Consider the following 26,856-nt stretch of genomic DNA (forward strand, 5'->3'; position numbering starts at 1 on the left):
GCCAACCTCGTTTTAGTTATACGTAAAATTGACCGTCGCCGTGGCCGTCACCGATCCCGCCGTCAACGTACCGAGCCGGTAGAACTGCGCCACCATCGGGATCGTCATCGCACCCGTGCCGTCCACCGTGCCGAGACTGACCGCGCTGTTGATGACGACCGGAGCGCCTGTCGTCGCACCTACGCTCGACGCCTTCAGAATCTGCACCCCCACCTGCGTGGCCGTTCCGGTGTTCTTCAGCACGCTGGACACGGTGTCGATCGTGCCCGTCATCGACATCGTCACGCTCGTCCCCACCGCGCAGTTCACGAGGTTCAGGTTGAACGCCGTGGCATTGCCGGTGCTGCCGACGGCGCTGAAGTCCACGAGCGGCGCGCTTCCGAGCGGCACGATCTTGTTGACTGAGGAGCTGTCCACGTCGCACGACGGCTGCCGGATCGTGCCCGCGAAGTTCAGGTTGGCGTCCGCTGCGAACGCCGATCCTGCCGCCATGGCGGCGAGCAGGGCCACTAACCATTCAAGCCTGCGCATGTTCGTACCTCCCCTCTTCAGTTTATGTGCGATTGCCGGCCACACGAACTTCAGCGCCATGCATCGCTTCGCGAATATGTCCAGGGAAATCATGTCGCTTACCTAAGTTGCCCGTCGCTCACTGACAGCTCGCACCCTCGAACACCGTCGCAGCAGCCTTGCTCTTCTCGGCCACCGGCAGGTCATAGCGCACCCTGCAGCTCTGCCCGATACCCTCGCCCCACTTCACCGTCAACTCGCCGCTCACCGCCTGGGTGTAAAACATCGCTCGGCTGCCCTGGCTCACCGTGCCAAGGTTGCCACCCTTCGCGTCCAGCACGTCCGCGCCAAACGGCACCGCGTCGCCGTTCGCGCGACGCAGGCGCATCACCACTGCGCGCCCGCGATCTTCGGTATCGAACTTCACGCGCACCACCGCGCCCGCCGTCGGCGCGAAACGCTGTTCGGTGCTCTTGAGCGTGACGCCCATCGGCAGGCCCTTCGTGTCGATGTCGATGGTGTTCATCGAGTACGGGTCCATACCGGCGATGGCCGCATGCCCATGCGAGTCCACGCGCACGCCAGGCGAAGTGGACACGCGTGCATTTGCTGCGTCCTTGGCCTCGATGACCGCGAACGTGTCGCCGGTCTGCGGCGAAAGCACCACACCGCCCTCGTAGGCGACGATCGAGCCCGTGAGGCCGCCGCCCGCCTGCATGTAGCCGTTGGTATAGCCGGCGTTCGCCCGCATTTGCGTGTACCGGCTCAAATAGCCCGCATTCATGCTGACGTTGCCGTTGTTCCGGTTGCCCGACGTGTAACCTGCCGTGACGCCGTAGTTAAATGCGTTGTCGGTGCCCGCCGTGCCGGTGAACGTCTCCTGGATCTGGTTGCTGCCGTCGCGAGAATCGTGGGTGTAGCTCGTCGACGTATTGGCGATCTTCGAACCGAGGTCGAGCGGAATGTTCAGCGTCAGCATCACGCGGTTGTCCCAGCGCCCGGAATCGATATCGAGCTCGCGCGACGCGGACACACCCACGCCGATACGGCGGATATTGGTGTTGTAGCCCACCTGGTACGAAGTATCGTTGCCCGACTTGTTCCAGTAGTTACGCGTGTAGCCCGACGCGTACACCGAGCCCCAACTGCCGAGATTCTGGTTGAGCGTGAGCTGCAGACGCCCTTTCTGGACACCGTTGTTCGTATCCGCAATGCCACGCGCCGAAAGATCGCGCAACGTCATGGCATCCGAAAGGTTCAGAAAGCCTCTCGTGGAATAGCGGTAGGCCGCGAGCGTCACGTCCGTGCTGGTGGGCTCGAACACCCGCGAGTATGAAAGCCGCAAGCTCTGCCCGCTGCGACTCCCCTGGCGGGGCAGGCTCGTGTTCGCCTGGGTCACGTCGAACGAGAAGGCGCCCACCGGCGTATCGAGCGCCGTGCCGGCCGCCGCGGAGAAATAGCCATCGCCCGCGATCGTGCCGCCATATAGCGTGACGAAATTGTTCAGGCCGTGCTGTACGGTTGCCTGGAAGACGAACGGATGATCGCCCACGCTCGTGTTGCGATACTGGCCGACGGCCACGTTGTAGCGCCAGCGGCCATCGCGCAGCGCGTTCACGGGCGCTGCATACGGCACTGAGGACACGTGCTCGCTGCCGTCGGCTTCGGTCACGACGACCTGCAAATCGCCGCCGTAGCCGGTCGGATAGAGGTCGTCGATGACGAACGGCCCAGGCGCGACCGTAGTCTCGTAAATGATGTTGCCGTTCTGCCTGACCTCGACCTTCGCGTTGCTGTTCGCGATGCCGCGCACGGTCGGCGCATAGCCGCGCTGCGACTCCGGGTACATGCGGTCGTCGGTGCCGATCTGCGCGCCGCGCACGCCGAACGAGTCGAAGATCGAGCCATCCGTGTACGAATCGCCCAGCGTCAGCTGGCTCTTGATGGGCGTAAACGAGCGTTGCAGATAGGTCTGCATACTCTGGACGTGCGTGCCGGCGCCCGAGTTGCTCGTGATGTTGCCGTTGTAGCGGAAGCGCCAGGCGCCCACGTTGACGCCGGTATTGAGGCCAAGATAGGCCTGAGTATTCGACAGACCGCTGCCGGCCGTGTGGTAGACGTTGGCGTTGTACTGAACGGTCGCCGCCGGCACGCCGTTATCCCAGTACTTTGGATCGACCCAGCCGCGCGCGTTGCGGCTCATCATTGCCTGCGGGATGGTCACGTCGAGCCGCTGCTCGCCCATGTCGAACGTCGCCGTCGCCTGCGGAATCAGTTCGGGCAGCGGCGCGGCGCCATGGTCCGCGGATGCTGCGTCGAGCTTCGCGCGCGCCGCGTCGCCCAGGCGCGTAACGTCCACGCCCGCACGGGTGAGCAGATCGAAATCGAATACTGGCTGGACGTTGTGATTCCGGCCGCCCATGTCGCACAAATTGACGTCCGTCACGCCAATCCAGATCCCGTTCACGTACAGCGCCGCGCGATAGCGACCCGGCGCCGCGACGTTGCCTTTCGCGAAGCGGGAAATGTCCAGATTCTCCGCGCCGCTGCCAGTCAGGAACTGCGCATTGAACTCCACGGCCTGGGGCTCGACCACGCGCGCAGGCACAATCTCGGTGGCCGATACCGCAGGTACTGGAGACCCGGCATTGAGCGCCGCGTGGCGGGCTTCGCTTGCTGCAGCAGGAGCCGTCGGGACCACGGACGCGGTGTCCGTATCGATCGACAACCGTGTGGCAGTGACGACCGGGGCCGCCACACCCATCAGGTTCGGCACGGAGGCAGGCAAGCCATCGGCACTCGCCGGCGGCGTGTCGCGTTGCGCGTCGGCGGACCCGCCCGACTCTGGCTGCGCGGCGCGGAGGGACTCAGGAAGCACGTCCGCCTGGGCATGAACAGCGGCGAACGCGAGCATCACTGCCACGCTGGCCTGACTCAGGGAAGGAGCGTCGGCATGTACGCGCCTGGAGTGACGGGTTTTAGGGTTTCGATTGTCCATGGTGAGTCGGATTCGCGGGCAAAGCTGTCCCCTGCCGGTGGTCGGGCCACCTGCTCCCGGACTGTCTGATTCGCGAAGATTTATGCTGTTATGGGCACACCGGAATACATGCCCTGTCCCGGCAGGCCCTTTCCGACTGACGAAAGTTTCGTAATCCTTCGCAGTTTCAATATGGTTTGCCTGCGACTTTTGCAGGGCACGGCGTTATTGCAACGCCGCTTCGTGCTTCATCGGGCCACCGTAGTCGTTCAGCGTCGTGAACGAAACCTTGCCCCCCGCAGCAGGCGCGGCGGACAGCGGCAGCGCGAGTTCGCCGCCCGGGGCCACCATGCCGCCTGCATCGAACTTCGGGGCATGCAGACCTTCGCCCACCTGGGCTTCGATGATCGTGACGTGATACGGCGTGGGGTTCGAGATCAACAGTACGGGCTTGCCATCCTGCGTGCCGGCACGCCAAACGAGCTTGCCCGGCGCGTCGTCGGCCTTGCCTTGCAGTCCCACGGGACGGAAGAAGAATTTCAGGCGCGAGCGGAAAGCCAGCTGCACATAGTTCGGACCGGCAAGTTCCGCCGTGGGCTTGGGCGGCACTTCGAGCATGTTGAACCACAGCAGGGTCTCGCGGTCTTGAGGCATCGCCTCGCCGGTGTACGCCATGCGGATGGTCTGCGACTTGCCCGGGTCGATGCGCGCGAGCGGCGGCGTCATCACGAAAGGAAGATCGAGCTTGCTCGGATCGGCTTTGGGATCGCCCTTGTCGAGCCACACCTGAATCAACGCGGGCGACTTGCCGACGTTCGAAAGCTTGAGCGTCACTTCGCTATCTGTCGCGTTGTAGATAACGCGCGTACCCGCGATGACGACGGACGCTTGTGCCGCACAAGGCAACATCGCGCCCAGGACCAGCAGGCAGGCGGCCATGGCGCTGCTGAGAAGTTTTCTGATATTCACGGCATTTGACCCGATAGCGAATATTGAGACAGCGGCTGCAACCTTCCTTTCATCAGTTATCCTCATGGACGGATGGCCGATAAGCCCTCCGTCCACTGCCAGCGATTACTCGTAAGCCATCGAGTAAGTGACGTTGGTCGTCACGCTGCCGGCGCTTGCATTGCCGGTCGGCGAGATGTACTGCGCTGCGTACTGCAGGCTGGCCTTGCCGCTAGCGATCGAGACCGACTGCGAATTTTGCGAACCATCGACTTTGCTGACGTCGATCGGCTTCTGGGCGCCGTTGTAGTCAACCAGTTGCACTTCCACGTTCGTGGCCGTGCCGTTGTTCAGCAAGTTGCCGTCCGGCAGCGTGTTCGCGCCGTACTCCCAGAACGTGTGCACCTTGCCGGTGTCCGGCGTGCAGTTCGTCAGTGCGATGTTGAACCCCGTCGAACCCGCGGTTGAGCCCGCCGCGGCAAGTTCCGATGCAGAGAGAGTCGGCAGCGTGACCGTGAAGTTGTTGCCCTGGCCATTGCCGCTCACGTCGCAGGTGTTGGACGTCAGTTGACCGTTGATCGTGAGGACACCGCCGTTGCTGGCGGGTGCGGCATGCGCAACCGAAGCGGCCAGGCCCATCGCCGCGACGATCAGGGGAACAGCGATTTTTTTCATGAGGAATGCTCCAGGATGTCACCGGGGTGACGGAAAACGCATTGTGAAATGAAGTCTATTGATCACCGAAAGCGTGCTGAACCCGAACGTCCGCCGGTGTGCGGTAACGAAGGCATCTACACTCAGCCGCTCGCCCCGATTGATGAGGCCCTCGAATTGTTGTCGGAGACACCATGAAATTTCCATAGGAACATTCTGAAACAAACGCCTTGCAAGTCAGGTTTATCTAGTTTCAGATGTCAATCTACTGCGCTTGTCGTGTTTAATTTTGACGAAAATCTGACGGTAAGCACTACTGATACGTCATGGTCAAGGTCATCGACGTGTTGGCCGTGCCGGCCACCACGGTCGCCGCAGTCTGGTAGTAGCGCGCCCTCATGGCAATCGCGTAGCTACCGCCCGTGCTGGTGTTGTAAGCACTGAAGGTCTTCACCGTGCCCAGCGGAAACACCGCGCCGGCGCCGTCGAGCAACTGGACGCCAACGCCCGCCGCACCGGAACCGCCGTCGAGCGCCACCACGGAATTGCCGGCGTTGAGCACAGCCGTTACGGGATCGATCCGGTACGTGATGCTCTTCATGCCTGCCGGGCAGTTCGAAAGCGTGATATTGAACGATGTCGAAGTTGTGAACGTGTTGATTCCCTTGAACTCCGAAAGCAGGTGATCACCGAGAGGAACCGTCACATCGGGCGTCGTGCACGCCGCGGCCGTCACGACGATGTCGTTGGCAAGCACCATGTCGACGACGTTCAGTCCGCCGATGGCCCCGTACGCAACCACCGTTCCGCCTGGCACGACCGTTCCGGCTGGAACCGTGCCGACCTTGATCAGGCGAAAGGCATGCGGCGTGTTGTATGGCGAGCCGGATCCGCTATAGGTGTAGGTTCCATAGGACGTTGCGGGCGTGCCGTTGTAGATCCACTGAAACGCCAATCCTGTGGGATTGCCATTGGAGTAGATCGGAAACTGGTTCGCGCCTATACCAGGCTGAGGCCCGAGATTGCCCAGAATGCCGGAGGGCGCGGAACTCGGGCAGGTGACGTAGGCATTCCCGCCCGGCGAGACATTGGGCGACGTGTACAAGGTGCCATTCGCCGCATCCCGGCTGACGGTGAGCGTCGCCGGAACCGGCATGACGATGGTCTGCTCGCTGCCGCCCGAGCTGAAATTGCAGGTTGCCGCGAAGACCGGCGCGGATAAGCCTCCCAGAGACAGCGCAAGGACCATCAGACACGTTTTTACTGAACCGGACATACCTGTCTCTCCGTCGCGCAAGCTCGCGCCGCCAGTTTCGTGAAGGAATGACGGCGACGACACGGTTCACGACGGCCAAAGCCTGGATTTCAGCCGCTCGACGCCTCATTGCGAAATGACCTTCAAACTACGGAGCCACACGCCGAGGCACCATGAGACTATTCTGAATTTGTATAGGCCCGCATAAGATTTCTCTTTTATCCCGGTCGAAAAGCCGTGTCAGCATAGCGCCAACATGGCTCAATGCTCCTTTTCTTCTCCCTCGAGACCTTCGGTTTCCCTGCGGTTTCCTTACTGGGCAGACAAGGCTGAACCGGGCCAGTACATTCTCGATCCGCATAGCGCTGCCTCAATCGGCTGGCGGCGGTGGCACGGGGAAGTTCGATTCCACAACGGCTGCTGGTACTGCCCGTTGCCCACCAGAATGACAACGCTGAACCTCCGCTACCACCGGATGCGGTCGTAGCGCCTTGTATAGAGCACGTCCGCGCCATAGAACGTGCCGCCGTAAGCGGTCACCGACCAATAGCGCGTGAGGTTGATGGTGGCCTTGATCGCGTTCGACGCCGACTGCAGCCCTTGCTCGTAGCCGAGCACGAACCGTTCGTTGATGGCTTTGGACACCATCACGACCTCCGGATCGGTGAGGCCGACCTCGCTGCGCCCGATCGAGAATTCGTCGAGCCCGATGCTCTGCGCGATGCGCTTGCCCTGCTCGCTGCCGAGCAGCGCCAGCGCCGTCGTCATCGCGTTCTGCTGGCCGACGTTGTTGCCCTGGTCGGTGCCGTGGCCAAACAGCAGCCACGAAAGCTTGTCGCTGTCAGGCACGTTCGGCTCGGAAACGAGCTTCGCCACCGGCGCCTGGACCGTTCCGGTCACCTGCACGCCCGCCTCGACCTGCTGGTTGCGCCGCATCGCGAGGATGTTGATGCCCGGATTGCCGACCGGTCCGTTGAAGGTGAAGAAGCCGTTCTCGATGTTGAGCTTGGTGCCGAACGCCGTGTACGTGGATCCTTCGGTCACGCGCACGTTGCCGACCGCGCGCAGCGGCACATCGGGCGCGCTATTCACGGTGATCGTGCCGGCCAGTCCCAGGTCCGCGCCCTGGCCATGGAAGCGGAAGTCGCGCCCGAGGCTGATGGCGATGTTCGAGCGCGGCGAGAAGCGCGGCGCGGGTTTTTTCGACGCCGTCTCTTCGATCGGCGGCGGCACGCCGCCCGTGGTCGTGCCGTCGGGGCGCACGATCACGACGTCATCGCCGAGCGCGGGCGCCGCTGACTCGGGCATGTCGAAGCGCGCGTGATCGACGGTGAACTTGCCATCGATCTGCATGCCGCCCAGATGCCCCCCATTGGCGATGGTCGCGCTGCCCGACAGCGACAGCTTGCGGTCGGGCGAAGCAAAAAGCTCGAGCTTGTCAGCGATGATGCTCGCGGTGAGATCGGGCTCCGCATTGTCGAGCCGCACGCGGCCCGTCGCGCGCAGCGTGCCGCTCGTCGCGCCGTGGAACTCGACCTGCTGGAAGTCGACGAGATTCTTCGAGAGCGCGATGCGGATCACGCCGTCCTTCAGCTCGACGCCCTGATCGACGACCGTGGCGGAAATGCCGTCGCCGACGAGCGAGCCCGTGAGGTTCGGCTTCGCGACCGTGCCGCCCAGCGCGAGGTCGAGCGCGAGATGGCCGTCGAGCAGATAGCTCGGGCCCAGCAGGCCGCCGGTGGTCTTGAGCGAGGGCACGTTCGCCTTGATCGTGCCGCCGAGCGGGGCTTCGTCGGCTATCGTGAGGATGCCGTCGCGCGCCACCAGCGTGGTGTTAGTGTCGATGTCGAGCACGCCCACGCGGCTCGCCTGCGCATGCGCCGTGAACGTGAGCCGGTTGCCGCCGCTGAAGGCGGCGCGCGCATGTAGATCGCCGATGCCGAGCGAGGCAAACCCGCGCCCGATCTCGGTCGTGATGTCGCCCGAGCGGCGCTTCAGCTGCACATAGCCGCTCGCGCTCTGGCCGAGCGAGAAGTCCCAGTCGCCATCGAAGATCAGGTCCGATCTGAGCGTGGACGGCACTCCCGTGAACTGCTGGCGCAACTGCAGGATGCGCGCGACCGAGACGTTCGTGAGCGCGCCCGCCGAGCGGATGCGGCCATGATCGAGGTCGAACGACGTCAAGTCGAGCAAGGCGCCAACGGCCGCGATGCGCGTCGCGCCAAGCGTGAGCTTGCCCGGTCCCGCGCTCACCGTCACCGGCGCCTCCAGTTTCACACCCGGCACGCCGCGATTCTCGAGTTGCGTCACCGTGCCGTCCCAGCGCGTGCCTTCGCGGGTGTCCGAGAGCTTGCCGTTGGCCGCCACCGCGACGTCGATCGGCTGCCCCTGCAGCCTGCCCTTCGCGCTCGCGGTGAGCGTGTGCTTCGCGCGCGTGCCGACAAGGCGCGCGCTCAGCGTCGTGATGTCGACGCCCGCCACGGCGATGCCGCTCGCATCGGCGCTGAAGGCGAGCGCGCCGTTCGCGCCGTCGCGCGCCTCGGCGCGGCCCTCGGCGTGGCCGACGCGGTTCTCGCCGAACACCACGTTCTCGGCCTTGTAGTCGAGCATCACGTCGGGATGCGCAAACGTGCCAGTCAGGTCGCCGCTCGCCGCCAGCTGGCCCGCGACGCCGAAGCCGAGCCGGTCGAGCTGCGGCGCGTCCACGCGAAAGCGCAGGCGGTCGCCGCGCGCGCCGAAGCTGCCCTGCAGGTCGACGGTGTTGCCCGCGACCGAGAGGTTCGCGCGGCTCGGCAGGATGCGCGAGCCCGCGAGCTGGACGAGGCCCTCGCCGGTGAGCGGCAAGTCGTCGTAGACGCTCGGGCCGAGCTTGAACTCGGCCTTCGTCGTGAAGGCGGGCGCAAGCATGCCGCTTGCACTGAGCGTGCCGTTCACGCGCGCCGTGATGCGGCGCGCCGGGGCCTTCGGCGCGGCTTTGCGCAGCGCCGCTTTCGGCGGGGGCGTTTTGGGGGCGGCGGCTTGCGTGGCGTTTCGAGTGGCGTTTCGAGTGGCGTTTCGAGTGGCGCTTTGAGTCGCGCTTTGGGTCGCGCTTTGGGTCGCGCTTTGGGTCGTGTTGCGCGCGACATTCTGCGCGTCCGCCTGCTCGCTCGTCTGGGCCGGATTGAGCGCGGGGTTCATCGCCGGATTGAGCGCGAGGTTGCGCTTCGGATTCAGGGCGTTCTTTTCCGCGGCGCGCTGCGCATCGGTAGGCGCCGCGGGCTGCGCCGCCTTGTGCGCCGCGTCTGTGCGCGCCGGCGCCTGCGACGTCAGCGAGAGCGGATCGAAATCGGTCAGCACCGCCTTGAGCGTGTAGCTCGAATTGGCGTCATGCTTGAGCGCGCCCGAGAGGTCGAGACGTCCGGCACCCGAACTCAGCCGCACGTCGTTGAACGCGAGGCGCGCGGGATCCTGCGTCGCCTTGCCTTGCAGGCGCAGCGCGGCCTTCGGATCGGCGAGATCGAGTGCGACGCTCTGCGCGTCGCCGGCGAGGCGCACCGTGACCGGTCCCGCGAGCTGGGTCGGGATCACGCTTGCTTCGATCGCGTTCAGGTCGAGTGCCGCCACCTTGAGGTCGAAGCGGCCATTGCGCCCGCTCAGCACGCCGCCGCCCGTCACCGTGGCGTTCTTCACGAGCCGCACGTTCAGGTTCGAGAGGCGCTGCGTGTGCGCATCGAGCACGACGTTCGTGTGCGCGTCGATGAGCGGCAGCAGATGCGCGTCGATGGCGCCCGGCTTTGCGTTGACGATCGACACCGTGCCCGCGACCGTGAAGCCCGCTGCGTTGGCGTTCTCGTGACGCGCCGCGGCGCTGGAAGCGCCCGATGCACCTGATGCGAAGCCTGCGGCGAGAGCCGGTGCAGAGGCCGACGCGCCGGCAGACGCGCCAGCCGAAGCGACCCGCGCCTTCGCCGGCTTCGCCATCCTCCCCGCCAATGCATCCGACGCGCCCTTCGCCCCGGACGCCGCAGCCTGCGACGCCGCCTCAGGCATGAACGGCTTGACCCCGCCCTGCGCGGGCGCGAGGTCGGCGCGCAGCGCGAGGTCGGCGAACGGCGCGCCCGGCGAAAACGCCTGGGGGTTCACGTGATCGAAGGCCAGCGTCACGCGCTTGAGCGGCACTGCGGCGAACGGCGCCGCCTCGGCGTGGGCTTGCCCCGTCAGCTTCATGCCGCTCGCCGCGATATCGGCGGTGAGCGCCTCCAGCGACCCGCCGAGGCGTGCGCTCACCTGCACGTCCTCCTTGTTGACCTTGCCCGCATAGCCGAGGTCGCCCGAGAGCGCGAACGGCCGCACGCCGTCGAGCTTCGCGCTCGCGTTCACCGCGCCAAATGGCGTGTCGAGCTGCTCGACGGCCGCCTCGTGATGCCGCCCGTCACTGCGCGCGTGGAATGCGAAGTTCGAGAACTCAGTGGCCGAGGCCCCTTCGTGCAATGTGAGCTTCGCCACGCGCAAATCGCGAATCTCGAGCGCGAGCGGCAGCCGCAGGTCGCCCGGCAGCGTCATTGGCGACGAAGGCTTGGTGGACGGCACGATGCGCGCGTCGATGTCGCCCACATGCAGATAATCGAGCACGAAGCGCCAGGGCCGCCCCTCGTGGATCTCCAGCGCCCACTGGCCGCTCGCGCGGTCGACCGCGAAAGTCGTGCCGTCCTTGCCGCGCCAGCGCACGTCGCGCAGGCGCAGGCCCGTTGCGAGCGTGCCGCCATCGAGCCGGCCTGCCAGTTGCCCGCCCAGCGCCTTGACGGCGACGCGCCAGGCCCAGGCCGTGCCGCGCTCGGTCGTCGCCACGCCATAGACGAGCCCGGCCACCAGCGCCACGATCAGCACGGGCGCCGCAACCGCCCACGCAAGCGATTTCCACAGGCGGCGCCGGCGGCGCGGCGGCGGCGCATCTGCGCCACCGCTGCGGTTCGCGCCATCGCCGCCCGGTGGTGTTCCGGAGGGCGGCGCCCCGCCACCCTCCGAGGGCGCGGCAAACGCCACCGCAGGCACGGGCCAGCCCGCGCGACGCCAGCGTTCGCGCGCGCTCATGCGGCGCCCCGCACGGCGGAACGCCCGTTGGCGGAGCGCCCCCTGGCGGGCAGCGGCGTCGAAACAGCGCGAAACGTGGCGAGCGTCATGATCAGAAAGCGATACCGAGAGTCACGTAGGGCCGCACTCGGCGGTCGCGAAAGCCGTACGCGAGGTCGAGATTGACCGGGCCGACGGGGCTGCGCCAGCGCGCGCCGAAACCGGCGCCCGGATAGAAGACCTTTTCTCCCCACGTGTCGGTGGCGGTGCCGACATCGAAGAAGACCGCGCCGCCCCAGTCGTGATTGAACCAGTGCTGATATTCCGCCGACCCGGTCACGAGATACTTGGTCGGCAGAACCGAGCCGTCGACGTTGTCGCCGATGCTCTGGAACGCATAGCCGCGCACCGAGTTCGAACCGCCCGCGCGGAACAGCAGCGACGCCGGCACGTTCGACGAGCTGCTTCCCGTGAAGACGCCGCCCATCTCGCCACGAAACAGCACGATGTCGTCGCGGCCGATCGGCAGGTACTGCTGGCCGCGCATGTAGCCGCGCACAAAGGTGGCGTCGGAGCCCGCGCCCTTCACGCCGAAACCCGCCTCCACGCGCACGAGGTTGCCGGAGCGGGGAAACAGCGGGTCGTCGACGTTGCGGCGCGTCCACGACCACTGAGGCATCAGCGCGCGGGCCATGGTGGGCGGCCCGGCGTTCTGGTAGAGGCGGTCCTGGTAGTAGAGCAGCGAATACGCAAAGTCGATGTTCTGCGACGTGCGCGTGCGCTGCACGCCCGCGCGCAGGCTGTAGATCGTGGTGTCCGAGACATCGGTGGTCGTGTACGACGCGAGCACGCTGTTGGTCCACGCACGCTCGCCCGGCGGCATCGATAGCTGGATCTGGCCGTACTTCTGGATCTGGTCGAGCCGGCCCGAAAGCTGCAGCGGCCATGCCGAACCAAAGGTGTTCAGATACGTGTACGAGCCTTGGACATGCGCGCCGGTATCGGTCGAATAGCCCACGCCGCCGCGGAAATTGTTGTACGGATATTCGCTCACCTTCACGTGCAGCGGCGTCTGATCGGGCTTTTGCGGGTTGTCGTCGACGTCGATGGCCACGCTCGCGTAGTACGGCGTGTTCTGGACCTGGCGCTGCAGTTCGGTCACGCGGTGGACGTCGTAGATTTCGCCGGGCGTGATCGGGTTCACGTTGTTCACGATCCGCCCTGGATAGCGCCGCGTGCCCGAGACGTCGATCTGCCCCATCGTGAAGGTCGGGCCGCTGTCGAATGTGACGGAAAGTTTCGCGTCATGCTTGAGCGGGTCGATGCGCGCCTCGGAGCGCACGATCTTCGCGCCCAGGTAGCGGCGCGCCTGCAGCGCCCTGAGCGCCGCGCTCTTGGCGCCGTTCCAGCCGGATTGCGTGAAGGCTTCGCCCTCGTGCAGCGAGAACGCAAAACGCGTGGCGTTTTCCTGCGCGGGATCCTCGGTCAGCACCGGCCCGGTGAAGGTCAGGCTCACCGCCGCGATGATCGTGCGCGGGCCCGCATCCACGTGCACGATCACGCGACGCTTGCCGTTTTCGCCGCTGCGCACGTCGGTTCGCACGACCGGCGTGAAATAGCCTTCCGTGGACGCAAGGTCGCGCACCTGCTGCGGCGTGGCCGTGATGAGAAAGTCGAACTGGTCGTCGCTGACGCCTGGCCGCGTGGAAAAGCGCGCGATGTCGAGGTGCGCTTCGAGCAGCTTGGCCAGTTCGCGCGGCGAGGTCTGGACTTCGACGTCGTAATAGGTGCGCTTGTGCGACCACGGCAGCAAATCGACCAGATCGGCCCGCGCGGGCGCCGCGCTCATGAGGCTGACGAGAAGGCTCACGGCGAGCCACGCGGCGAAGCGCAGCGAGCGCGTCCGCGCGCGCGCAAGGCGTGCGACGCGCGCGGCGCGTACAATGCGCCCGCCGATGACGCGCCGCGCAACGGCGTGCCCGTGCCGCGTCACCCGCGAGGGACGCTGCTTCACGCGCAACGCTTCGTTCACCCTTCCCGCCAAACAAAACCTCCAGCCGTCGTTCTTTTTCCATTGCACACGCCTGGCGCGGGCGCAAACGTGTTATTTCACCACATCGGCGCTCGAAAACCCCAGGATGCGGCGCAAAAAGGGCCGCAAGAAGCGGGGTAACCGGGCACCATGGCCGCCCGGGGCGCGGCTCCAGCGTCGCCCGTCCGGATGTTCCGCGTCCCGCGCTTGCGGTAAAATTCCCGCCGACACGCGTCAATCACACTGAATCGCACTAATCGCAAACTACCCGCGACGGACATTCGCCATGTATCAGTCGGAAATCACGCAGTTCCTGAATCAACTCAAAGAGCAGAAGCCCGGCCTGGAAGAGCAGCAGCGCAAAGGCCGTGCGCTCCTTTGGGACAAGCAGCCGCTCGACCTCGACGAGCGCGAGCGCCAGCAAGCCTCGCGCGTCAAGCAAACGCCCTACGTCTACTACCAGAACTTCTGATGGCCGAGGCCGACGGGGCCGACATGGCTAACGAGGCCGAAGGGAAGGCCGCCGCGGGTCATGCCCTTCCGGCCGCAGCCGAAGCGCATCACGCTGCGGCGGGCCCGGCCAGCGCGGGTGACGCACTCACCGCTCCCGCCACGGATTCGACGCCCGACACGGTCGACGGCGTCGCTTTCGCACGCCTGTACGGCGAGCCGCTCTTCAAGCTTCCGCAAGACCTCTACATTCCGCCCGACGCGCTCGAAGTCTTCCTCGAAACGTTCGAAGGCCCGCTCGATCTGCTGCTCTACCTGATCCGCAAGCAGAACTTCAACGTGCTCGACATCCCGATGGCGGATGTCACGACGCAATACCTCGGCTACGTCGAGCAGCTGCGCAAGACCAACCTCGAGCTCGCCGCCGAATATCTGCTGATGGCGGCCATGCTCATCGAGATCAAGTCGCGCATGCTGCTGCCGGTCAAGAAGGCCGACACGGGCGAGGAAGCCGAAGACCCGCGCGCCGAACTCGTGCGGCGCCTGCTCGAATACGAGCAGATGAAGCTCGCCGCGCAGCGCATCGACCGTCTGCCGCAGCTCGGCCGCGACTTCCTGCGCGCCGAGGTCCATATCGAGCAGAGCATCACGCCGCGCTTTCCCGACGTGGACAGCAACGACCTGCGCGCCGCATGGGCCGACGTCATCAAGCGCGCGAAGCTGGTCCAGCACCACAAGATCTCGCGCGAGGAGCTCTCGGTGCGCGAGCACATGAGCGTGATCCTGCGCAGGCTCCAGGGCGCACGCTTCATGGAGTTCTCCGAGCTCTTCGACACCACGCGCGGCGTGCCCGTGGTGGTCGTGAACTTCATCGCCATGCTCGAGCTCGCGCGCGAGTCGCTCATCGAGATTACCCAGGCCGAGCCGTTTGCGCCGATCTACGTGCGCCTCGCCTATCTCCCGGCCTAGCGGCCCGCCCGGCGCTCCGCCTGACGCTCGATGAAGGGGCGATAAGACTCCATCAAGGCAGGCCAGGATAACCCCCCATCCGGAACGGCTGCGCCGCGCGCGCAAATCCTCTACAATCGCCCGCGCCTGCCCCTGACGGGCCGGGCACGCCATCCGGGCGGCCGCGCCGCGCGCCATCCGCTTGCCGCAACCCGTCTTGCCCCGTGCGAGGCATAACGCATCCGATCATGAAAGTCATCAGCTCGATTCAGGAACTGCGCGACCAGTTGCGCGGCCAAAACCGCACCGCGTTCGTGCCGACCATGGGCAACCTGCACGAAGGCCACCTTTCGCTGATGCGCCTCGCGCGCCAGCACGGCGACCCGGTGGTCGCCAGCATCTTCGTGAATCGCCTGCAGTTTGGCCCGAACGAAGACTTCGACAAATACCCGCGCACGCTCCAGGACGACATCGAGAAGCTGCAAAAGGAAAACGTCTACGTGCTGTTCGCGCCCACCGAGGCCGACATGTATCCGCAGCCCCAGGAATACCGCGTGCATCCGCCGCACAATCTGGGCGACATTCTCGAAGGCGAGTTCCGGCCCGGCTTTTTCGAAGGCGTGTGCACGGTCGTCATGAAGCTGATGTCGTGCGTGCAGCCGCGCGTGGCGGTGTTCGGCAAGAAGGATTACCAGCAGCTGATGATCGTGCGGGCGATGTGCCAGCAGTTCGCGCTGCCGACCGAAATCATTGCCGCCGAAACCGTGCGCGACACCGACGGCCTCGCGCTCAGCTCGCGCAACCGCTATCTCTCGCCCGCCGAGCGCGCGGAAGCGCCGCAACTGGCGCTCGCGCTGCGCGGGATTCGCGAAGCCGTGCTCTCGGGCCGCCGCGACTTCCAGCAACTCGAACTCGAAGCGATGGCCGCGCTCGCCGCGCGCGGCTGGCAGCCCGACTACATCGCCATCCGCAAGCGCGCGAACCTGCTGCCCCCCGCAGCCGGCGTTGCCGCCGATACGGATGCGCCGCTCGTCGTGCTGGCCGCGGCCAAGCTGGGCCCCACGCGCCTGATCGACAATCTCGAGATCTGAGCGCGGCGCGCCGTTTCATACGTTTTCCAGCCGATTTTTCCCGTATTACCCGTGGCGGGCCGCGCGCCCGCTCGCATGAGGAGACTCACCATGCAACGCCATATGCTTAAGTCGAAGATTCACCGCGTCGCCGTCACGCACTGCGAGCTGCACTACGAAGGCTCGTGCGCGATCGACGAGAACCTGCTCGAAGCGGCGAACATCGTCGAAAACGAGCGCATCGACATCTGGAACATCAACAACGGCGAGCGCTTCACGACCTACGCGATCAAGGGCGAGCGCGGCAGCGGCATGATTTCGCTGAACGGCTCGGCCGCGCGCCGCGCGCAACTGGGCGACCTCGTGATCATCGCGGCTTTCGCGAATGTGGAAGAAGAAGAGCTGAAGGCGGGCTGGAAGCCGGACCTCGTGTTCGTCGACGAGAACAACCGCATCAAGGGCAGCCGCGACCACGTGCCGACGCAAAGCTGGACCTGATCGCGCCAAACCCGGGCGGCCTCGGCCTTGAGCGCCGGCGCCGCCCGCAGGCAAGGCAGGCGCCGCCGGGGTTGCCGCTTATTTGCTGCTCACTTGGCATTTACCCACTCGATAATCGAGCGCCACTGGTCGAGATCCTTCTCCACGCGGCTTTTCGCGACGTCCCATAGCGTGAGGCCGTGGGCGGCCATCTGCACGTAGTTCTGCGTGTCGCGCACATAGCCCAGCACGGGCAAGTCCAGCCCCTCCACGAAACGCTGCAGCTGCTCGGCCGAGCGCGTGCGCGCGTCCACCCGCATGCCCACCACGCCCACCTTGATGGCGCCCTTTCTCACCGCCTTTTCCTTGGCGAGCCGGTCGAGAAAGTCCTTGGTCGCGAGAATGTCGAACATCGAGGGCTGCAGCGGCACGATCACCTTGTCCGCGAGCGCGACGATCGCGGCGAGCCGGTTGCCGTGCAGCCCCGCCGGCGTGTCGATGATGGCGTGCTCGAGCCCCTTGGGCGGTTTCGCCGGGTTATCGAGATCGACGCTCCAGCTCTCGATGGCGGGCAGCGTCTCGGGCCGCAGGTCGAGCCATGCGTGCGCCGACTGCTGCCGGTCGAGATCCGCGAGCGCGACCCACTCGCCTTGTGCCGCAAAATAGCCGGCCAGATTGGTGGACAGCGTGCTCTTGCCAACGCCGCCCTTGGGGTTCGCCACCACGATCACCGTCATGAATGCTCCCGTCAGGATGGCTGGCGCGCGGGCCAGCCGGTTTGCCGATTCTGCCGAATTCTGCCGATTTCGCTTCCGCCGAGCCGCCGCTGCCACGCCGTTGCGCGCGCGAGCCGCCGGGAAGCCGCGCGGCACACCGATGCGCCGACGCAACCGTCCGATAATATCGGCAAATGCGGCGGCGCCGAAGTCCGGGCCGGTGCCTGCGTCGAGCTTCGCCCCTATTTTCCGACAATCAAGGAACCCTCCTGCCATGAGCATCTTGCGCACCGATATCACCATCGATTCCCTGCACCAGCGCCAGCGCGGCCGGCTGCCCGAGCTGATCGGCTTTCGCGCGGTCGCGCTCGACCAGGGTCTGCTGCGCGCCGAACTCGATATCCGCAGCGAACTGCTCGCGCCCAATGGCTTCCTGCATGCCGCCACGGTCATCTGCCTCGCCGATACGGCCTGTGGCTATGGCTGCTTCGCGCACCTGCCGCCAGGCGCGCAGAATTTCACCACCATCGAGCTCAAGAGCAACTTTCTGGGCACGGCGCGCGAAGGCACGCTGAGCGTGGTCGCGACCGGCGTGCATCTCGGGCGCAGCACGCAAATCTGGGATGCCACCGTGACAGGCCCGGACGGCAAAACCACCGCACTGTTCCGTTGCACGCAGATGGTGCTGTACTGAAGCGGCAGGCCTCGCTGAAATGCGCCGTTTTCAGCCCCTCGCGCCGTAAAGGCGTGCCAGGCTACGCGCTCCCGCCGCGCTCGCCGTCAATCTGCCAGAGAAGAGGCTGTTCACATTAGAAGCAGGCTTGCGCGGGCCGCTACAATCGCACGATGATTTCACGCGACTTCACCTTCATCGTCGGCGGCGCGCGTTCGGGCAAGAGCGCCTACGCCGAACGCCTCGCCACCGAAAGCGGCCTGCCAGTCACCTATATCGCCACCGCCAGCATGCCCGGTGGCGCGCATGCCGATGCCGAATTCGCCGCGCGTGTCGCGCATCATCGCGCGCGGCGGCCCGCCCATTGGGGGCTGATCGTCGCGCCGCACGATCTCGCGGGCGCGCTGGACGCCGCGGCCACGCCCGGCCAGTGCGTGCTGATCGATTGCCTCACGCTCTGGCTCGCCAACCTGCTGTGCCCGCCCGAGTCCGAGACGCCGCTGCCCGACTGGCGCGCCCGCCTCGACGCCTTCGCCGCCGCCTGCGAGCGCGCAAAGCGCGCCGACTGCACCGTGCTCGTGGTGAGCAACGAGATCGGCATGGGCGTGGTGCCGATGGGCGCGGCCACGCGCCTTTACGTCGATGAACTCGGCCGCCTGAACCAGCGCATCGCCGCGCTCGCCGACCGCGCGACGCTCGTGGCGGCCGGTTTGCCGCTCGTGCTCAAAGCGCCGCCGTCGTGCTGACAACGCTGAGCCGGCCCGCCACCGCCGCCCTCGCCGTTGCCGGCGTAGTGGTCGACCGCTGGCTTGGCGAGCCGCGCCGCGCGCATCCGCTGGTCGCGTTCGGCGCGCTCGCGAACCACATCGAAAAGCGGCTGAACACCGGCCGGCGCGGCCGCCCGCTCACCCAGGCGCTCTTCGTGGCGGCTTGCGCCGCGTTCGCACCCGGAACCGCCCGTGCCGGCGCGATCAGCGCCGTCGACGACGCCGGCGAAACCGTCACGCTCGCCGCGCCCGCACAGCGCGTCATCAGCCTCTCGCCGCACGCAACCGAGTTGATCTACGCAGCGGGCGGCGGCGCGAGGCTGGTGGGCGCGGTCGCCTACAGCGATTACCCGCCGCAGGCGCGAAGCGTGCCCCGCGTCGGCGACAATCGCGCATTCGACCTCGAACGCATCGCCGCGCTCAAGCCCGACCTGATCGTCGTGTGGCGGCATGGCAATGCGCAGCAGCAGATCGACCGTCTGCACGAGCTGCACATCCCGCTCTTCTTCAGCGAACCGCGACGGCTCGACGATGTGGCGACCTCGCTCACGCGGCTCGGCGCGCTGCTCGGCACGGAAAAAACCGCTGCGGAAGCGGCGCTCGCGTATCGCAGCACCATCGCGCAATTGCGCATGCGTTACGCGCAGCGCGCGCCGGTGAAGGTGTTTTACGAAGTCTGGGACCGGCCGCTCATGACGATCAACGGCGAGCACATGATCAGCGACGTAATCGCGCTATGCGGCGGACGCAACGTCTTTGCCTCGCTGCATCCGCTGGTGCCCACGCTCTCCACCGAAGCCGTACTGGCCGCCAATCCCGATGCGATCGTCACCGCGTCGCAAGGCGCAACGGCGCCGGCCCAGCCGCTGCCCGCGCTCGCGCACTGGCGCGCGTGGCCCCAGATGCATGCAGTGGCGCGCGGCAATCTCTTCGCCATCGACGGCGATCTGCTCACGCGGCCCGGGCCGCGCATCGCACAAGGCGCAGCGCAGTTATGCGAGGATCTCGATCGCGCGCGTTCGCGCGATGCAAACACCAATTAGTCTGGAATCCGAATAAACCGGCAGTGCACATCACGCGTTCCAGCGCGCGAGCTGCCACTCGCCGCCCGACGCCTCGCGGCGCAGCGTGACGATCGCCGCCATGGCGAGCGGCCAGCGTGCGCAGCGCTCGAGCGGAAAATCCAATGCGCGCGCGGCAACCGCGCGAATCACGCCCGCATGCGCCACCGCCCACACGCGCTCGTGCGCCCCGGCGTCGAGCGCATCGAACCACGTCGACACTCGCGCGTAGAACTGCGCGACGCTCTCGCCGCCGTGTGTGCGCGCCTGCGCGAAATCGGCGGCCCAGGCGTCGATCTGCGCACGCTCGATGGCGTCCCAGCGCTGCATCTCCCACGCACCGAAGTCCATCTCCGCGAGACGCGCATCTTCATGCGCAGCCATGCCGTCGTGCATCTGCCCGAGCAAGCGCGCCACGCTCGCGCAACGCACGAGCGGGCTCGTTTCGATACGTTGCGGCGCGCGCACGGCGAGCGCGGCGAGGCGAGCGGCAATCGATGCCGCGCCGGCATCGGCGGCTGCGGCAAGCGCGACGTCGGACTTGCCGTAGCACACGCCTGCCTCCACCGCCACGGCAGGATGACGAATCAGGACGAGATCCAAGCGAGCCCCATCAGATAGATCGCAAGCTCGAACACCTGCTGCGCGAAGCCGAGGCAATCGCCCGTATAGCCGCCGATGCGCCGCACGAAATACCGCCCAAGCCCATAGCGCAGCACGCCGAGCACCGCGAGCGTCGCCACACCCGCACGCCAGTCCGGCCACGCGGGCCAAAAGAGCCACGGCAGGCCGAACACGAACGCGCAGCCGAGCGAGCGCGCGCTCATGCGCTGCGCGAGCGGCTTGGCCTTGCCATCGGGCCGCACGTAATCGAGCGAGACGAGGTAGCTGATGGCGAGCGCGCGGCTCGCGGCATGGCCGGCGAGCATGAGCGTGGCGGCGCGCAACGGCGGCAGCGCGGCCAGCGTCTGCCACTTCAGCGCGAGCGAGATCACGATGCCGATGGCGCCAAACGCGCCGATGCGCGAGTCGTGCATGATGCGCAGCACGTCCTCGCGCTGATACGCGCCGCCGAATGCGTCGATGCAATCGGCAAGACCGTCTTCATGGAATGCGCCGGTCGCGAGGAGCGTCGCGGCCATCGAGAGCAGCACCGCCACGCTCGCGGGAAACACGTGGAGCGCCGCGAGGTACACGAGCGCCGCCAGCGCGCCGATCAACGCGCCGACGAGCGGAAAATAGCGCGCCGCCGCGTTCAGCCATTGCGGCTCGAAACCGACCCAGCGCGGCACCGGCACGCGCGTGAAATAGCCGAGCGCCGTGAAGAAGTAACGCAGTTCCGCGAGCGGATTCAATGCCCACGCTCGCTGCGCTCGTCCACGCCAGCGGACTCGAAGCTCGCCATTTCATTGAGAAACGCCACGGCCGCGCGCAGGAGCGGCACCGCCAGCGCGGCGCCCGTGCCCTCGCCCAGACGCAGATCGAGCGCGAGCAGCTCGCGCGCGCCGAAATGATCGAGCATGCGACGATGCCCCGCCTCGTTCGACGCATGCGCGAACACGCAGTAATCGCGCACGTGCGGCGCGAGCGCATCCGCCACCAGCAGTGCCGCAGTCGCGATGAAGCCATCGACGAGAATCGCCATGCGCTGGCGCGCCGCTTCGAGAAACGCGCCCGTCATCATCGCGATCTCGAAGCCGCCGAAGGTTGCGAGCACATCGATCGGCTCGCGCGCATTCGGGTGACGCGCGAGCGCCGCCGCGAGCACATTGCGCTTGCGCGCGAGGCCCGCGTTGTCGAGCCCCGTGCCGCGCCCCACGCATTCGTCGATGGGCACGCCGCACAGGCGGCTCATCAGGCACGCAGCCGACGACGTATTCGCAATGCCCATCTCGCCGAAACCGATCACGTTGGTGCCGAGCGCCGCGTGATGACGCACGCGCGCCGCGCCCGCCGCGAGCGCAGCAATGGCCTCGTCGCGCGTCATCGCCGCTTCGTGCGCGAAGTTGCGCGTGCCGCGCGCGACCGGCACCGAGACGAGCTTAGAACCCTCAGTTGACGGCGGCAGCGGCGGCAATGGCGTTGCGACGCCGGCATCGACGACCTCCAGCTCGAGCCCGGCCACGCCGCTGAACGCGTTGATGGCCGCGCCGCCCGCGATGAAGTTCGCGACCATCTGTGCAGTCACCGCCTGCGGATACGGGCTCACGCCTTCGTTGGCGATGCCGTGGTCGCCGGCGAACACGATCATCGCGGGACGCTCGACACTCGGGCGCGTAGTGCGCTGGATCAGGCCGAGTTGGCGCGCGAGCGCCTCGAGACGGCCAAGGCTGCCCGGCGGCTTGGTCTTGGTATCGATGAGGTGCTGAAGCTCTTCGCGCAGCGACGGATCGAGCGGCTCGACAGCCAGCAATTCGGAAAGCGTTGAAGTCATGTTGGTTTCAGTTCGGTTCAATGCGCGGTTCAATGCGCTGTTCAATACCGCTCGCGCGCGCAAAAGGCGTCAGCGCTGGCGTGGAAGTTCGAAAGCGGCGACGAGCGCCTCGTGCGCGCCCTCGCGGATCAGCCTGAGCGGGTGGCCGAAGGCCGCGCTCGCGCGCTCCGCCGTGAGCACGTCGCGCACCGCGCCCGCGAAGCAGCCGCCACGGCCGTCGAGCAGCAGGGCGTGCGTCGCGTAGCGCCGTGCAAGATTGAGATCGTGACAGGAAAACACGACCGCGCGCGACCCGGTATTCACCCAGTGCGAAAGCGCTTCCAGGCACGCGATCTGATGATGCAGATCCAGATGCGAGAGCGGTTCGTCGAGCAGCAAAAGCGGCGCGCCCTGGCAGAGCACCGCCGCCAGTGCGACGCGCTGGCGCTCGCCGCCCGAGAGCGAAAGCACGTCGCGCGCGGCGAGGGTCTCGAGACCGAGCAGCGCGAGCGCGGCGTGCGCGGCGGCGCGGTCGTCTTCGCTTTCCCATCCCCAGCCCGCGAGGTGCGGATAGCGGTTGAGCAGCACTGTATCGAGCACGCTTGCGCTGAATGCATCGCGCACGTCCTGCGGCATCAACGCGCGGCGTTGCGCGAGGCGTACCGGCAGCCAGTCGCGCAACGCAATGCCGTCGACTTCGACGTGGCCAGCCGCGCTCTCGCGCAACCCCGCGAGCGTTGCGATCAAGGTGGTCTTGCCCGCGCCGTTCGCGCCGGCCACGCACCAGATCTCGCCCGCGCCGAAGCGCTGCGTGAGGCCTTCGACCAGCGTGCGCGCGCCCGTGCGCAGCGTGAGCGCATGCACGGCGAGCGGCGGCTTTTCGTGAGCCGGGTCGTAACCTGGAGCGCGGCGGCCAGCGTTGCTGCTCATGGCGTGCGCCTTTTGAGCAACATCCACAGGAACACGGGCACGCCCGCGAGCGCGGTCACGACGCCCACGGGCAACTGCGTGGGCGCGGCAATCGTGCGCGCGACGAGATCGGCGCCCATCACCGCGAGACCGCCCGCGAGCGCGGCTGCGGGCACGAGCATGCGCTGGTCGTTGCCGAACGCGAGCCGCAACATGTGCGGCACGACGAGCCCGACGAAGCCGATGGTGCCGCCCGTTGTGACGGCCGCCGCCGCCGCGAGCGATGCCGCGAGATAAACGCCCACGCGCAAGCGCAGCACCGGCACGCCGAGCGCCTGGGCGGCCGCGTCGCCGCGCAGCAGGACGTTCAGGCGCGGCGCGGCGCTCACGCCGAATGCAAGCACGAGCGCAAGCGCCATCAGCGCAGGCCATGGCATGCCGGCGCCATTGAGGTCGCCGGTGAGCCAGAACAGCATGCCACGCAGGCTCGCTTCAGGCGCGAGCGTCAGCAGCAGCGTGATCAGCGCGCCCCACCCCGCCGCCGTCACCGCGCCCGTGAGCAACAGACGCGGAGAACTGTCCTGCGGTTCGCCGCGCCAAAGCTCGCGGCGCGCGAGGCCGAGCACGAGCAGGATCGACACGAAAGCGCCCGCGCAGGCGCTCGTTTGCACGACCCACCACGCCGCGCCCGCGATCATCGCCACCAGCGCGAATGCGGCAGCGCCACCCGAGACGCCGAGCACGTAGGGTTCGGCGAGCGGATTGCGCAACAGCACCTGAAGCAGCGCGCCCGCGAGCGCGAGCAACGCGCCACACGCGAAGCCGCCGAGCGCGCGCGGCAAGCGCAGCGTGCGCACGATCTCGCTTGCCATGTCGTTGGTGCTTTGTGTGGCCGTCGTGCCCGGCGTGGCGGGCACGAGCGCATGCAGCGCCTGCGCGAGCGTCACCGGCACGCTGCCGATCGCAAGCGACGCCACGAACACTGCGAGCGCGGCCACGGCAAGCACACACCAGATCGTTGCCGCGCGGCGCGCATTCATCGTGCGACGCAACACATTGGCGCCAGAAGCGCGCGGCAAGGCCGGCGCAGAGGTGCTGCGCGATTTATCGGAGTTGACGGTTCGCATCGTCGAAAGGAGTCGATCCCGGGACACTGACACGCGCGATCGCTAGAGGGCGAAACGGGGCCGGCAAGTGCAGGAGGGCCCCGTGCGGGCGTCAAGAAAGCGCCATTATTGCGCGAAACGCGGTGACAACCACGATATGAAGGCCGGCCTCGCGCATGGTGCAAGATGCGTTCCCGGGCGTCGCCTGCCCACACATGGCGGTTCAAAAACAGCAAGAAGCCACCATGAAGCGGTGCTGTTACGTCTGGAAACGTCGCAGTTATCGGAATACGCGACAATCCGCGCTAGAATGCCTGTCTTTAGAGGACGCAGCAGATGCTCAACGAACTCGAAACACTCTCACAAAACATCGGGCGGCTGATCGAGATTAATCAGCGCCATCATGAAGCACGCGTGGCGCTCGAAGAGCAACTCGCGCAATTGCAGGCGCAATGCGAAGCGACCCGCGCCGAACTCGAACAGGTGCGCGAAGAGCGCAACGCGCTGCAGGCCGAGCGCGATGGGCTCTCGGCCAAGATCGACGACGCCCAGGTCCGTCTGAACGCGATCCTCGAAAAGCTGCCGCGCGCGCGCACGGGCGCGGAGCGCGACAACCAGCTCGACTTGCTCGAGCCGTCGCAAAACGCCAGCGACGAAGGCACGGGTCAAAACGCGGCTCGCCACGGAGAAAATGCATGACGACCAAACAGATCGAAGCGACGATTCTCGGCCAAAGCTATCGCCTCGCCTGTTCGCCGGAAACCGAAGGCGCGCTGCTCGAAGCCGTGGCGCGCGTGGACGCGGAAATGTCGAAGATCCGCAATCACAGCAACGTGCGCGGCACGGACCGCATCGCCGTGATGGCCGCGCTCTCGATCGCATCGGAATTGCTGCGTTTGCAGACGAGCGTGCGGCACGGCGAAGCATTCCCAGCGGAAGAAATCCGTCGTACAATGCACCAAATGAATGAGCAGCTTGGCGCAGTCATCCAGCAGTACGGGGTTCAATAAAACCCGCTACATAAAGGATTAAAATCGCGCTAAAGTGATGTTCACGAAAACGTCCACAAGACGTTTTCGAACAGCAGCACACAGCAGAGCAACAAACAGTTTAGTCAGCTTCCCTGCCTGGTTCGCCAAGGTCATATATTCCTTGAACCAATGCCATGTGCACGGTTGCGGAAATTTGTAGCACGGGCGTGCGCGTCACTAGTCTGATGTACCCGATGTGCTGCTAACTGCGACCAATTCTGAACCTCCGGTTCAGGATGCCGGCCTAGCGGCTAAGGCGGGGACCTATTCAAACGGCATCGGACTCACGTCCGGTGCCGTTTTCCTTTTGTATTTTCCTTTTTGTGCTTCCCTTTTGGCGTTCCCTGCGCCAACGCTGTTTCCCCCTCCACTTCCGACGTGTTACTTCGAGTCATGCGCTACTGGCTGATGAAGTCCGAACCCGACGAAGCAAGCATCGACGATCTCGCGAACGCCCCGCAGCGCACGCTGCCATGGACCGGCGTGCGCAACTATCAGGCGCGCAATTTCATGCGCGACACCATGCAGATCGGCGATGGCGTGCTCTTCTACCATTCGAGCTGCCCCGAGCCCGGCATCGCGGGTCTCGCACAAGTCTCGTCCACGCCGTACCCCGATCCCACGCAATTCGATCCGAAAAGCCCTTACTACGACGCGAAATCCACGCAGGAAACGCCGCGCTGGATGCTCGTCGACGTGGTGTTCAAGAAGAAGTGCCCGCTCATTGCGCTCGCCGCGTTGCGCGAGCACGAGGCACTCGCCGGCATGCGCGTGCTCGCCAAGGGCAATCGCCTGTCCATCACGCCGGTCACCCAGGCCGAATGGGACTTCATCACCAGGCGGCTGATGTAAGTCTCGACATGAGCCGTTGACGTGCGCGTGCAGCCAATCTTTAATGATTGCAAAGCCGCCCTGCTCCGGCGGGAACCCTGCGCGGCCCACCCCGCCTAACGAACACGCAAACGGCACGCACGTGCCGTTTTGCGAATCTGTTCTGCCAGGAGCCCCAATATGAAGAAAAAAACTGTCGTCACGCTCGCCGCCGCACTCGCAGCCGCTGTACCGCTAGCCATGACACTCGCGCCGGGCGCCGCATTCGCGCAGAGCGAAGCGCGCTATCAACCGGCGGGCGTACTTTCGCTTTCCGCCCAGGCAAGCGCCGAGATCCCCCAGGACGTCGTCACGATCACGTTGTTCTACGAGCAGGAAGCGAAGGATCCCGCATCGCTCACGACCACGCTCAATCAGCGCGCCGACCAGGCGCTGCAAAAAGCCAAGGGCGTCGCGGGCGTGACTGCACGCTCGGGCCAGTTCTCGATCTATCCGTCGACCGATCGCGACGGGCGCATTTCGGCATGGCGCGGCCGCACGGAAGTCGTGCTCGAATCGCACGACTTCGCCGCCGCCTCGAAACTCGCCGGCGATATCGCTTCGGTGATGCAGGTGGGCAACGTGCAGTTCTCGCTTTCGCCCGAAGCGCAGCGCGCCGCCGAGCAAAAGCTCTCGGGCCAGGCGATCGCCTCGTTTCGCGAGCAGGCGGCCGCGAATGCGCGCGCATTCGGCTATAGCAGCTACACGGTCCGCGACGTGAACGTGGGCCATCAAGGCGTAATGCCGCGTCCGATCATGATGATGAACGCGCGCGCCATGTCGGCCGACGCGAAGGCCGCACCGCCGATGCCGCTCGAAGGCGGCACGTCCACCGTCACGGTCAACGTGTCGGGCTCGGTGCAGATGAAGTAACGCGCGCCCGGCGCACAACAAAAAAGAAAGCCACGGCAAAACCGTGGCTTTCTTCATGGTGCGTTCA

Annotated in this window: 24 protein-coding genes and 1 other RNA gene; 12 read left to right on the top strand and 13 right to left on the bottom strand. The window is 66.2% G+C overall.

The genetic code is table 11. The features are described from left to right. Positions 1-12: 12 nt before the first annotated feature. The 7 genes from PWP93_RS09025 to PWP93_RS09055 form a co-directional block, all read right to left on the bottom strand. Positions 13-531, bottom strand: coding sequence for a fimbrial protein (locus PWP93_RS09025; protein WP_421044216.1), 519 nt, complete (start codon positions 529-531; stop codon positions 13-15). A gap of 118 nt (positions 532-649) precedes the next feature. Beyond that, complete coding sequence (locus PWP93_RS09030) at positions 650-3,424, bottom strand: fimbria/pilus outer membrane usher protein (RefSeq protein WP_421045048.1); 2,775 nt, start codon at positions 3,422-3,424, stop codon at positions 650-652. Positions 3,425-3,712: 288 nt separating this feature from the next. Beyond that, positions 3,713-4,456 carry a molecular chaperone gene (locus PWP93_RS09035; protein WP_421044217.1) on the bottom strand — a complete coding sequence of 248 codons (744 nt, stop codon included), beginning with the start codon at positions 4,454-4,456 and terminating at the stop codon, positions 3,713-3,715. Positions 4,457-4,561: 105 nt separating this feature from the next. After that, entirely contained in the window at positions 4,562-5,110 is a 549-nt protein-coding gene (locus PWP93_RS09040) for a fimbrial protein (RefSeq protein ID WP_421044219.1), read from the bottom strand. Between the two features lie 292 nt (positions 5,111-5,402). Then, complete coding sequence (locus PWP93_RS09045) at positions 5,403-6,365, bottom strand: fimbrial protein (protein ID WP_421044220.1); 963 nt, start codon at positions 6,363-6,365, stop codon at positions 5,403-5,405. 444 nt (positions 6,366-6,809) lie between these two features. Next, a complete protein-coding gene (locus PWP93_RS09050; protein ID WP_421044221.1) occupies positions 6,810-11,414 on the bottom strand; it encodes a translocation/assembly module TamB domain-containing protein in 4,605 nt (1,534 codons plus the stop codon). A 91-nt stretch (positions 11,415-11,505) separates the two neighbouring features. Beyond that, positions 11,506-13,242 (bottom strand): autotransporter assembly complex protein TamA, encoded by a 1,737-nt coding sequence (locus tag PWP93_RS09055; RefSeq protein WP_421045049.1) that lies wholly within the window; start codon positions 13,240-13,242, stop codon positions 11,506-11,508. Between the two features lie 469 nt (positions 13,243-13,711). On the opposite strand from PWP93_RS09055, the gene PWP93_RS09060 reads away from it, so the two are divergent. From PWP93_RS09060 to panD, 4 genes are all read left to right on the top strand, one after another. Continuing rightward, the gene (locus PWP93_RS09060; RefSeq protein WP_129561447.1) at positions 13,712-13,897 is read left to right on the top strand and encodes a DUF3460 family protein; all 186 of its coding nucleotides are present in this window, start codon (positions 13,712-13,714) and stop codon (positions 13,895-13,897) included. A 23-nt stretch (positions 13,898-13,920) separates the two neighbouring features. Further along, a complete protein-coding gene (locus tag PWP93_RS09065) occupies positions 13,921-14,844 on the top strand; it encodes a segregation and condensation protein A (RefSeq protein WP_421045050.1) in 924 nt (307 codons plus the stop codon). Positions 14,845-15,071: 227 nt separating this feature from the next. Continuing rightward, entirely contained in the window at positions 15,072-15,914 is an 843-nt protein-coding gene (gene panC / locus PWP93_RS09070; protein ID WP_421044222.1) for a pantoate--beta-alanine ligase, read from the top strand. Positions 15,915-16,004: 90 nt separating this feature from the next. Beyond that, positions 16,005-16,391: an aspartate 1-decarboxylase gene (gene panD, locus PWP93_RS09075; protein ID WP_028221186.1), complete on the top strand. Its 387-nt coding sequence runs from the start codon at positions 16,005-16,007 to the stop codon at positions 16,389-16,391. A gap of 89 nt (positions 16,392-16,480) precedes the next feature. Here panD and PWP93_RS09080 read toward each other — a convergent pair whose 3' ends face one another. After that, positions 16,481-17,107 (bottom strand): AAA family ATPase, encoded by a 627-nt coding sequence (locus PWP93_RS09080; RefSeq protein ID WP_421045051.1) that lies wholly within the window; start codon positions 17,105-17,107, stop codon positions 16,481-16,483. A 253-nt stretch (positions 17,108-17,360) separates the two neighbouring features. On the opposite strand from PWP93_RS09080, the gene PWP93_RS09085 reads away from it, so the two are divergent. From PWP93_RS09085 to PWP93_RS09095, 3 genes are all read left to right on the top strand, one after another. Beyond that, positions 17,361-17,780 (top strand): PaaI family thioesterase, encoded by a 420-nt coding sequence (locus tag PWP93_RS09085; RefSeq protein ID WP_421044223.1) that lies wholly within the window; start codon positions 17,361-17,363, stop codon positions 17,778-17,780. A 152-nt stretch (positions 17,781-17,932) separates the two neighbouring features. Continuing rightward, a complete protein-coding gene (gene cobU, locus PWP93_RS09090; RefSeq protein WP_421023397.1) occupies positions 17,933-18,505 on the top strand; it encodes a bifunctional adenosylcobinamide kinase/adenosylcobinamide-phosphate guanylyltransferase in 573 nt (190 codons plus the stop codon). Between the two features lie 131 nt (positions 18,506-18,636). Then, positions 18,637-19,569: a cobalamin-binding protein gene (locus PWP93_RS09095; RefSeq protein WP_421045052.1), complete on the top strand. Its 933-nt coding sequence runs from the start codon at positions 18,637-18,639 to the stop codon at positions 19,567-19,569. A gap of 30 nt (positions 19,570-19,599) precedes the next feature. Here the strand turns inward: PWP93_RS09095 and cobC are convergent, their stop codons facing one another. The 5 genes from cobC to PWP93_RS09120 all read right to left on the bottom strand — a co-directional run bounded on the left by cobC (position 19,600) and on the right by PWP93_RS09120 (position 24,036). Beyond that, positions 19,600-20,190 (bottom strand): alpha-ribazole phosphatase, encoded by a 591-nt coding sequence (gene cobC, locus PWP93_RS09100; RefSeq protein ID WP_421044224.1) that lies wholly within the window; start codon positions 20,188-20,190, stop codon positions 19,600-19,602. Continuing rightward, positions 20,175-20,942: an adenosylcobinamide-GDP ribazoletransferase gene (locus tag PWP93_RS09105; RefSeq protein WP_421044225.1), complete on the bottom strand. Its 768-nt coding sequence runs from the start codon at positions 20,940-20,942 to the stop codon at positions 20,175-20,177. Before PWP93_RS09105 ends, cobC begins: the two co-directional genes overlap by 16 nt. Next, entirely contained in the window at positions 20,939-22,021 is a 1,083-nt protein-coding gene (gene cobT / locus PWP93_RS09110; RefSeq protein ID WP_421044226.1) for a nicotinate-nucleotide--dimethylbenzimidazole phosphoribosyltransferase, read from the bottom strand. The genes PWP93_RS09105 and cobT overlap by 4 nt, the downstream gene beginning before the upstream one ends. Positions 22,022-22,090: 69 nt before the next feature. Further along, positions 22,091-22,930 carry an ABC transporter ATP-binding protein gene (locus tag PWP93_RS09115; protein WP_421044227.1) on the bottom strand — a complete coding sequence of 280 codons (840 nt, stop codon included), beginning with the start codon at positions 22,928-22,930 and terminating at the stop codon, positions 22,091-22,093. Further along, positions 22,927-24,036, bottom strand: a complete 1,110-nt coding sequence (locus PWP93_RS09120; protein ID WP_421044228.1) for a FecCD family ABC transporter permease — start codon at positions 24,034-24,036, stop codon at positions 22,927-22,929. The genes PWP93_RS09115 and PWP93_RS09120 overlap by 4 nt, the downstream gene beginning before the upstream one ends. Positions 24,037-24,351: 315 nt before the next feature. On the opposite strand from PWP93_RS09120, the gene PWP93_RS09125 reads away from it, so the two are divergent. The 5 genes from PWP93_RS09125 to PWP93_RS09145 all read left to right on the top strand — a co-directional run bounded on the left by PWP93_RS09125 (position 24,352) and on the right by PWP93_RS09145 (position 26,789). Next, positions 24,352-24,714, top strand: coding sequence for an ATPase (locus PWP93_RS09125; protein WP_421044229.1), 363 nt, complete (start codon positions 24,352-24,354; stop codon positions 24,712-24,714). Further along, positions 24,711-25,025, top strand: a complete 315-nt coding sequence (locus PWP93_RS09130) for a cell division protein ZapA (RefSeq protein ID WP_129561435.1) — start codon at positions 24,711-24,713, stop codon at positions 25,023-25,025. Before PWP93_RS09125 ends, PWP93_RS09130 begins: the two co-directional genes overlap by 4 nt. 107 nt (positions 25,026-25,132) lie before the next feature. Next, positions 25,133-25,313: non-coding RNA, 6S RNA (gene ssrS / locus PWP93_RS09135), on the top strand. Positions 25,314-25,439: 126 nt separating this feature from the next. After that, positions 25,440-25,898, top strand: coding sequence for an EVE domain-containing protein (locus tag PWP93_RS09140; protein ID WP_421044230.1), 459 nt, complete (start codon positions 25,440-25,442; stop codon positions 25,896-25,898). Positions 25,899-26,057: 159 nt separating this feature from the next. Next, positions 26,058-26,789: an SIMPL domain-containing protein gene (locus PWP93_RS09145; RefSeq protein ID WP_421044231.1), complete on the top strand. Its 732-nt coding sequence runs from the start codon at positions 26,058-26,060 to the stop codon at positions 26,787-26,789. Positions 26,790-26,856 lie beyond the last annotated feature (67 nt).

This window comes from Paraburkholderia sp. A1RI-2L (assembly GCF_048957375.1).
Lineage (GTDB): Bacteria > Pseudomonadota > Gammaproteobacteria > Burkholderiales > Burkholderiaceae > Paraburkholderia.

Excerpts from the sequence above, each read along its gene's own strand:
- PWP93_RS09025 (WP_421044216.1), bottom strand. The coding sequence starts at position 531 with ATGCGCAGGCTTGAATGGTTAGTGGCCCTGCTCGCCGCCATGGCGGCA.
- PWP93_RS09030 (WP_421045048.1), bottom strand. The coding sequence starts at position 3,424 with ATGCTCGCGTTCGCCGCTGTTCATGCCCAGGCGGACGTGCTTCCTGAG.
- PWP93_RS09040 (WP_421044219.1), bottom strand. The coding sequence starts at position 5,110 with ATGAAAAAAATCGCTGTTCCCCTGATCGTCGCGGCGATGGGCCTGGCC.
- PWP93_RS09045 (WP_421044220.1), bottom strand. The coding sequence starts at position 6,365 with ATGTCCGGTTCAGTAAAAACGTGTCTGATGGTCCTTGCGCTGTCTCTG.
- PWP93_RS09050 (WP_421044221.1), bottom strand. The coding sequence starts at position 11,414 with ATGAGCGCGCGCGAACGCTGGCGTCGCGCGGGCTGGCCCGTGCCTGCG.
- PWP93_RS09055 (WP_421045049.1), bottom strand. The coding sequence starts at position 13,242 with ATGAGCGCGGCGCCCGCGCGGGCCGATCTGGTCGATTTGCTGCCGTGG.
- PWP93_RS09060 (WP_129561447.1), top strand. The coding sequence starts at position 13,712 with ATGTATCAGTCGGAAATCACGCAGTTCCTGAATCAACTCAAAGAGCAG.
- PWP93_RS09065 (WP_421045050.1), top strand. The coding sequence starts at position 13,921 with ATGGCTAACGAGGCCGAAGGGAAGGCCGCCGCGGGTCATGCCCTTCCG.
- panC (WP_421044222.1), top strand. The coding sequence starts at position 15,072 with ATGAAAGTCATCAGCTCGATTCAGGAACTGCGCGACCAGTTGCGCGGC.
- panD (WP_028221186.1), top strand. The coding sequence starts at position 16,005 with ATGCAACGCCATATGCTTAAGTCGAAGATTCACCGCGTCGCCGTCACG.
- PWP93_RS09080 (WP_421045051.1), bottom strand. The coding sequence starts at position 17,107 with ATGACGGTGATCGTGGTGGCGAACCCCAAGGGCGGCGTTGGCAAGAGC.
- PWP93_RS09085 (WP_421044223.1), top strand. The coding sequence starts at position 17,361 with ATGAGCATCTTGCGCACCGATATCACCATCGATTCCCTGCACCAGCGC.
- cobU (WP_421023397.1), top strand. The coding sequence starts at position 17,933 with ATGATTTCACGCGACTTCACCTTCATCGTCGGCGGCGCGCGTTCGGGC.
- cobT (WP_421044226.1), bottom strand. The coding sequence starts at position 22,021 with ATGACTTCAACGCTTTCCGAATTGCTGGCTGTCGAGCCGCTCGATCCG.
- PWP93_RS09115 (WP_421044227.1), bottom strand. The coding sequence starts at position 22,930 with ATGAGCAGCAACGCTGGCCGCCGCGCTCCAGGTTACGACCCGGCTCAC.
- PWP93_RS09120 (WP_421044228.1), bottom strand. The coding sequence starts at position 24,036 with ATGCGAACCGTCAACTCCGATAAATCGCGCAGCACCTCTGCGCCGGCC.
- PWP93_RS09125 (WP_421044229.1), top strand. The coding sequence starts at position 24,352 with ATGCTCAACGAACTCGAAACACTCTCACAAAACATCGGGCGGCTGATC.
- PWP93_RS09130 (WP_129561435.1), top strand. The coding sequence starts at position 24,711 with ATGACGACCAAACAGATCGAAGCGACGATTCTCGGCCAAAGCTATCGC.
- PWP93_RS09140 (WP_421044230.1), top strand. The coding sequence starts at position 25,440 with ATGCGCTACTGGCTGATGAAGTCCGAACCCGACGAAGCAAGCATCGAC.
- PWP93_RS09145 (WP_421044231.1), top strand. The coding sequence starts at position 26,058 with ATGAAGAAAAAAACTGTCGTCACGCTCGCCGCCGCACTCGCAGCCGCT.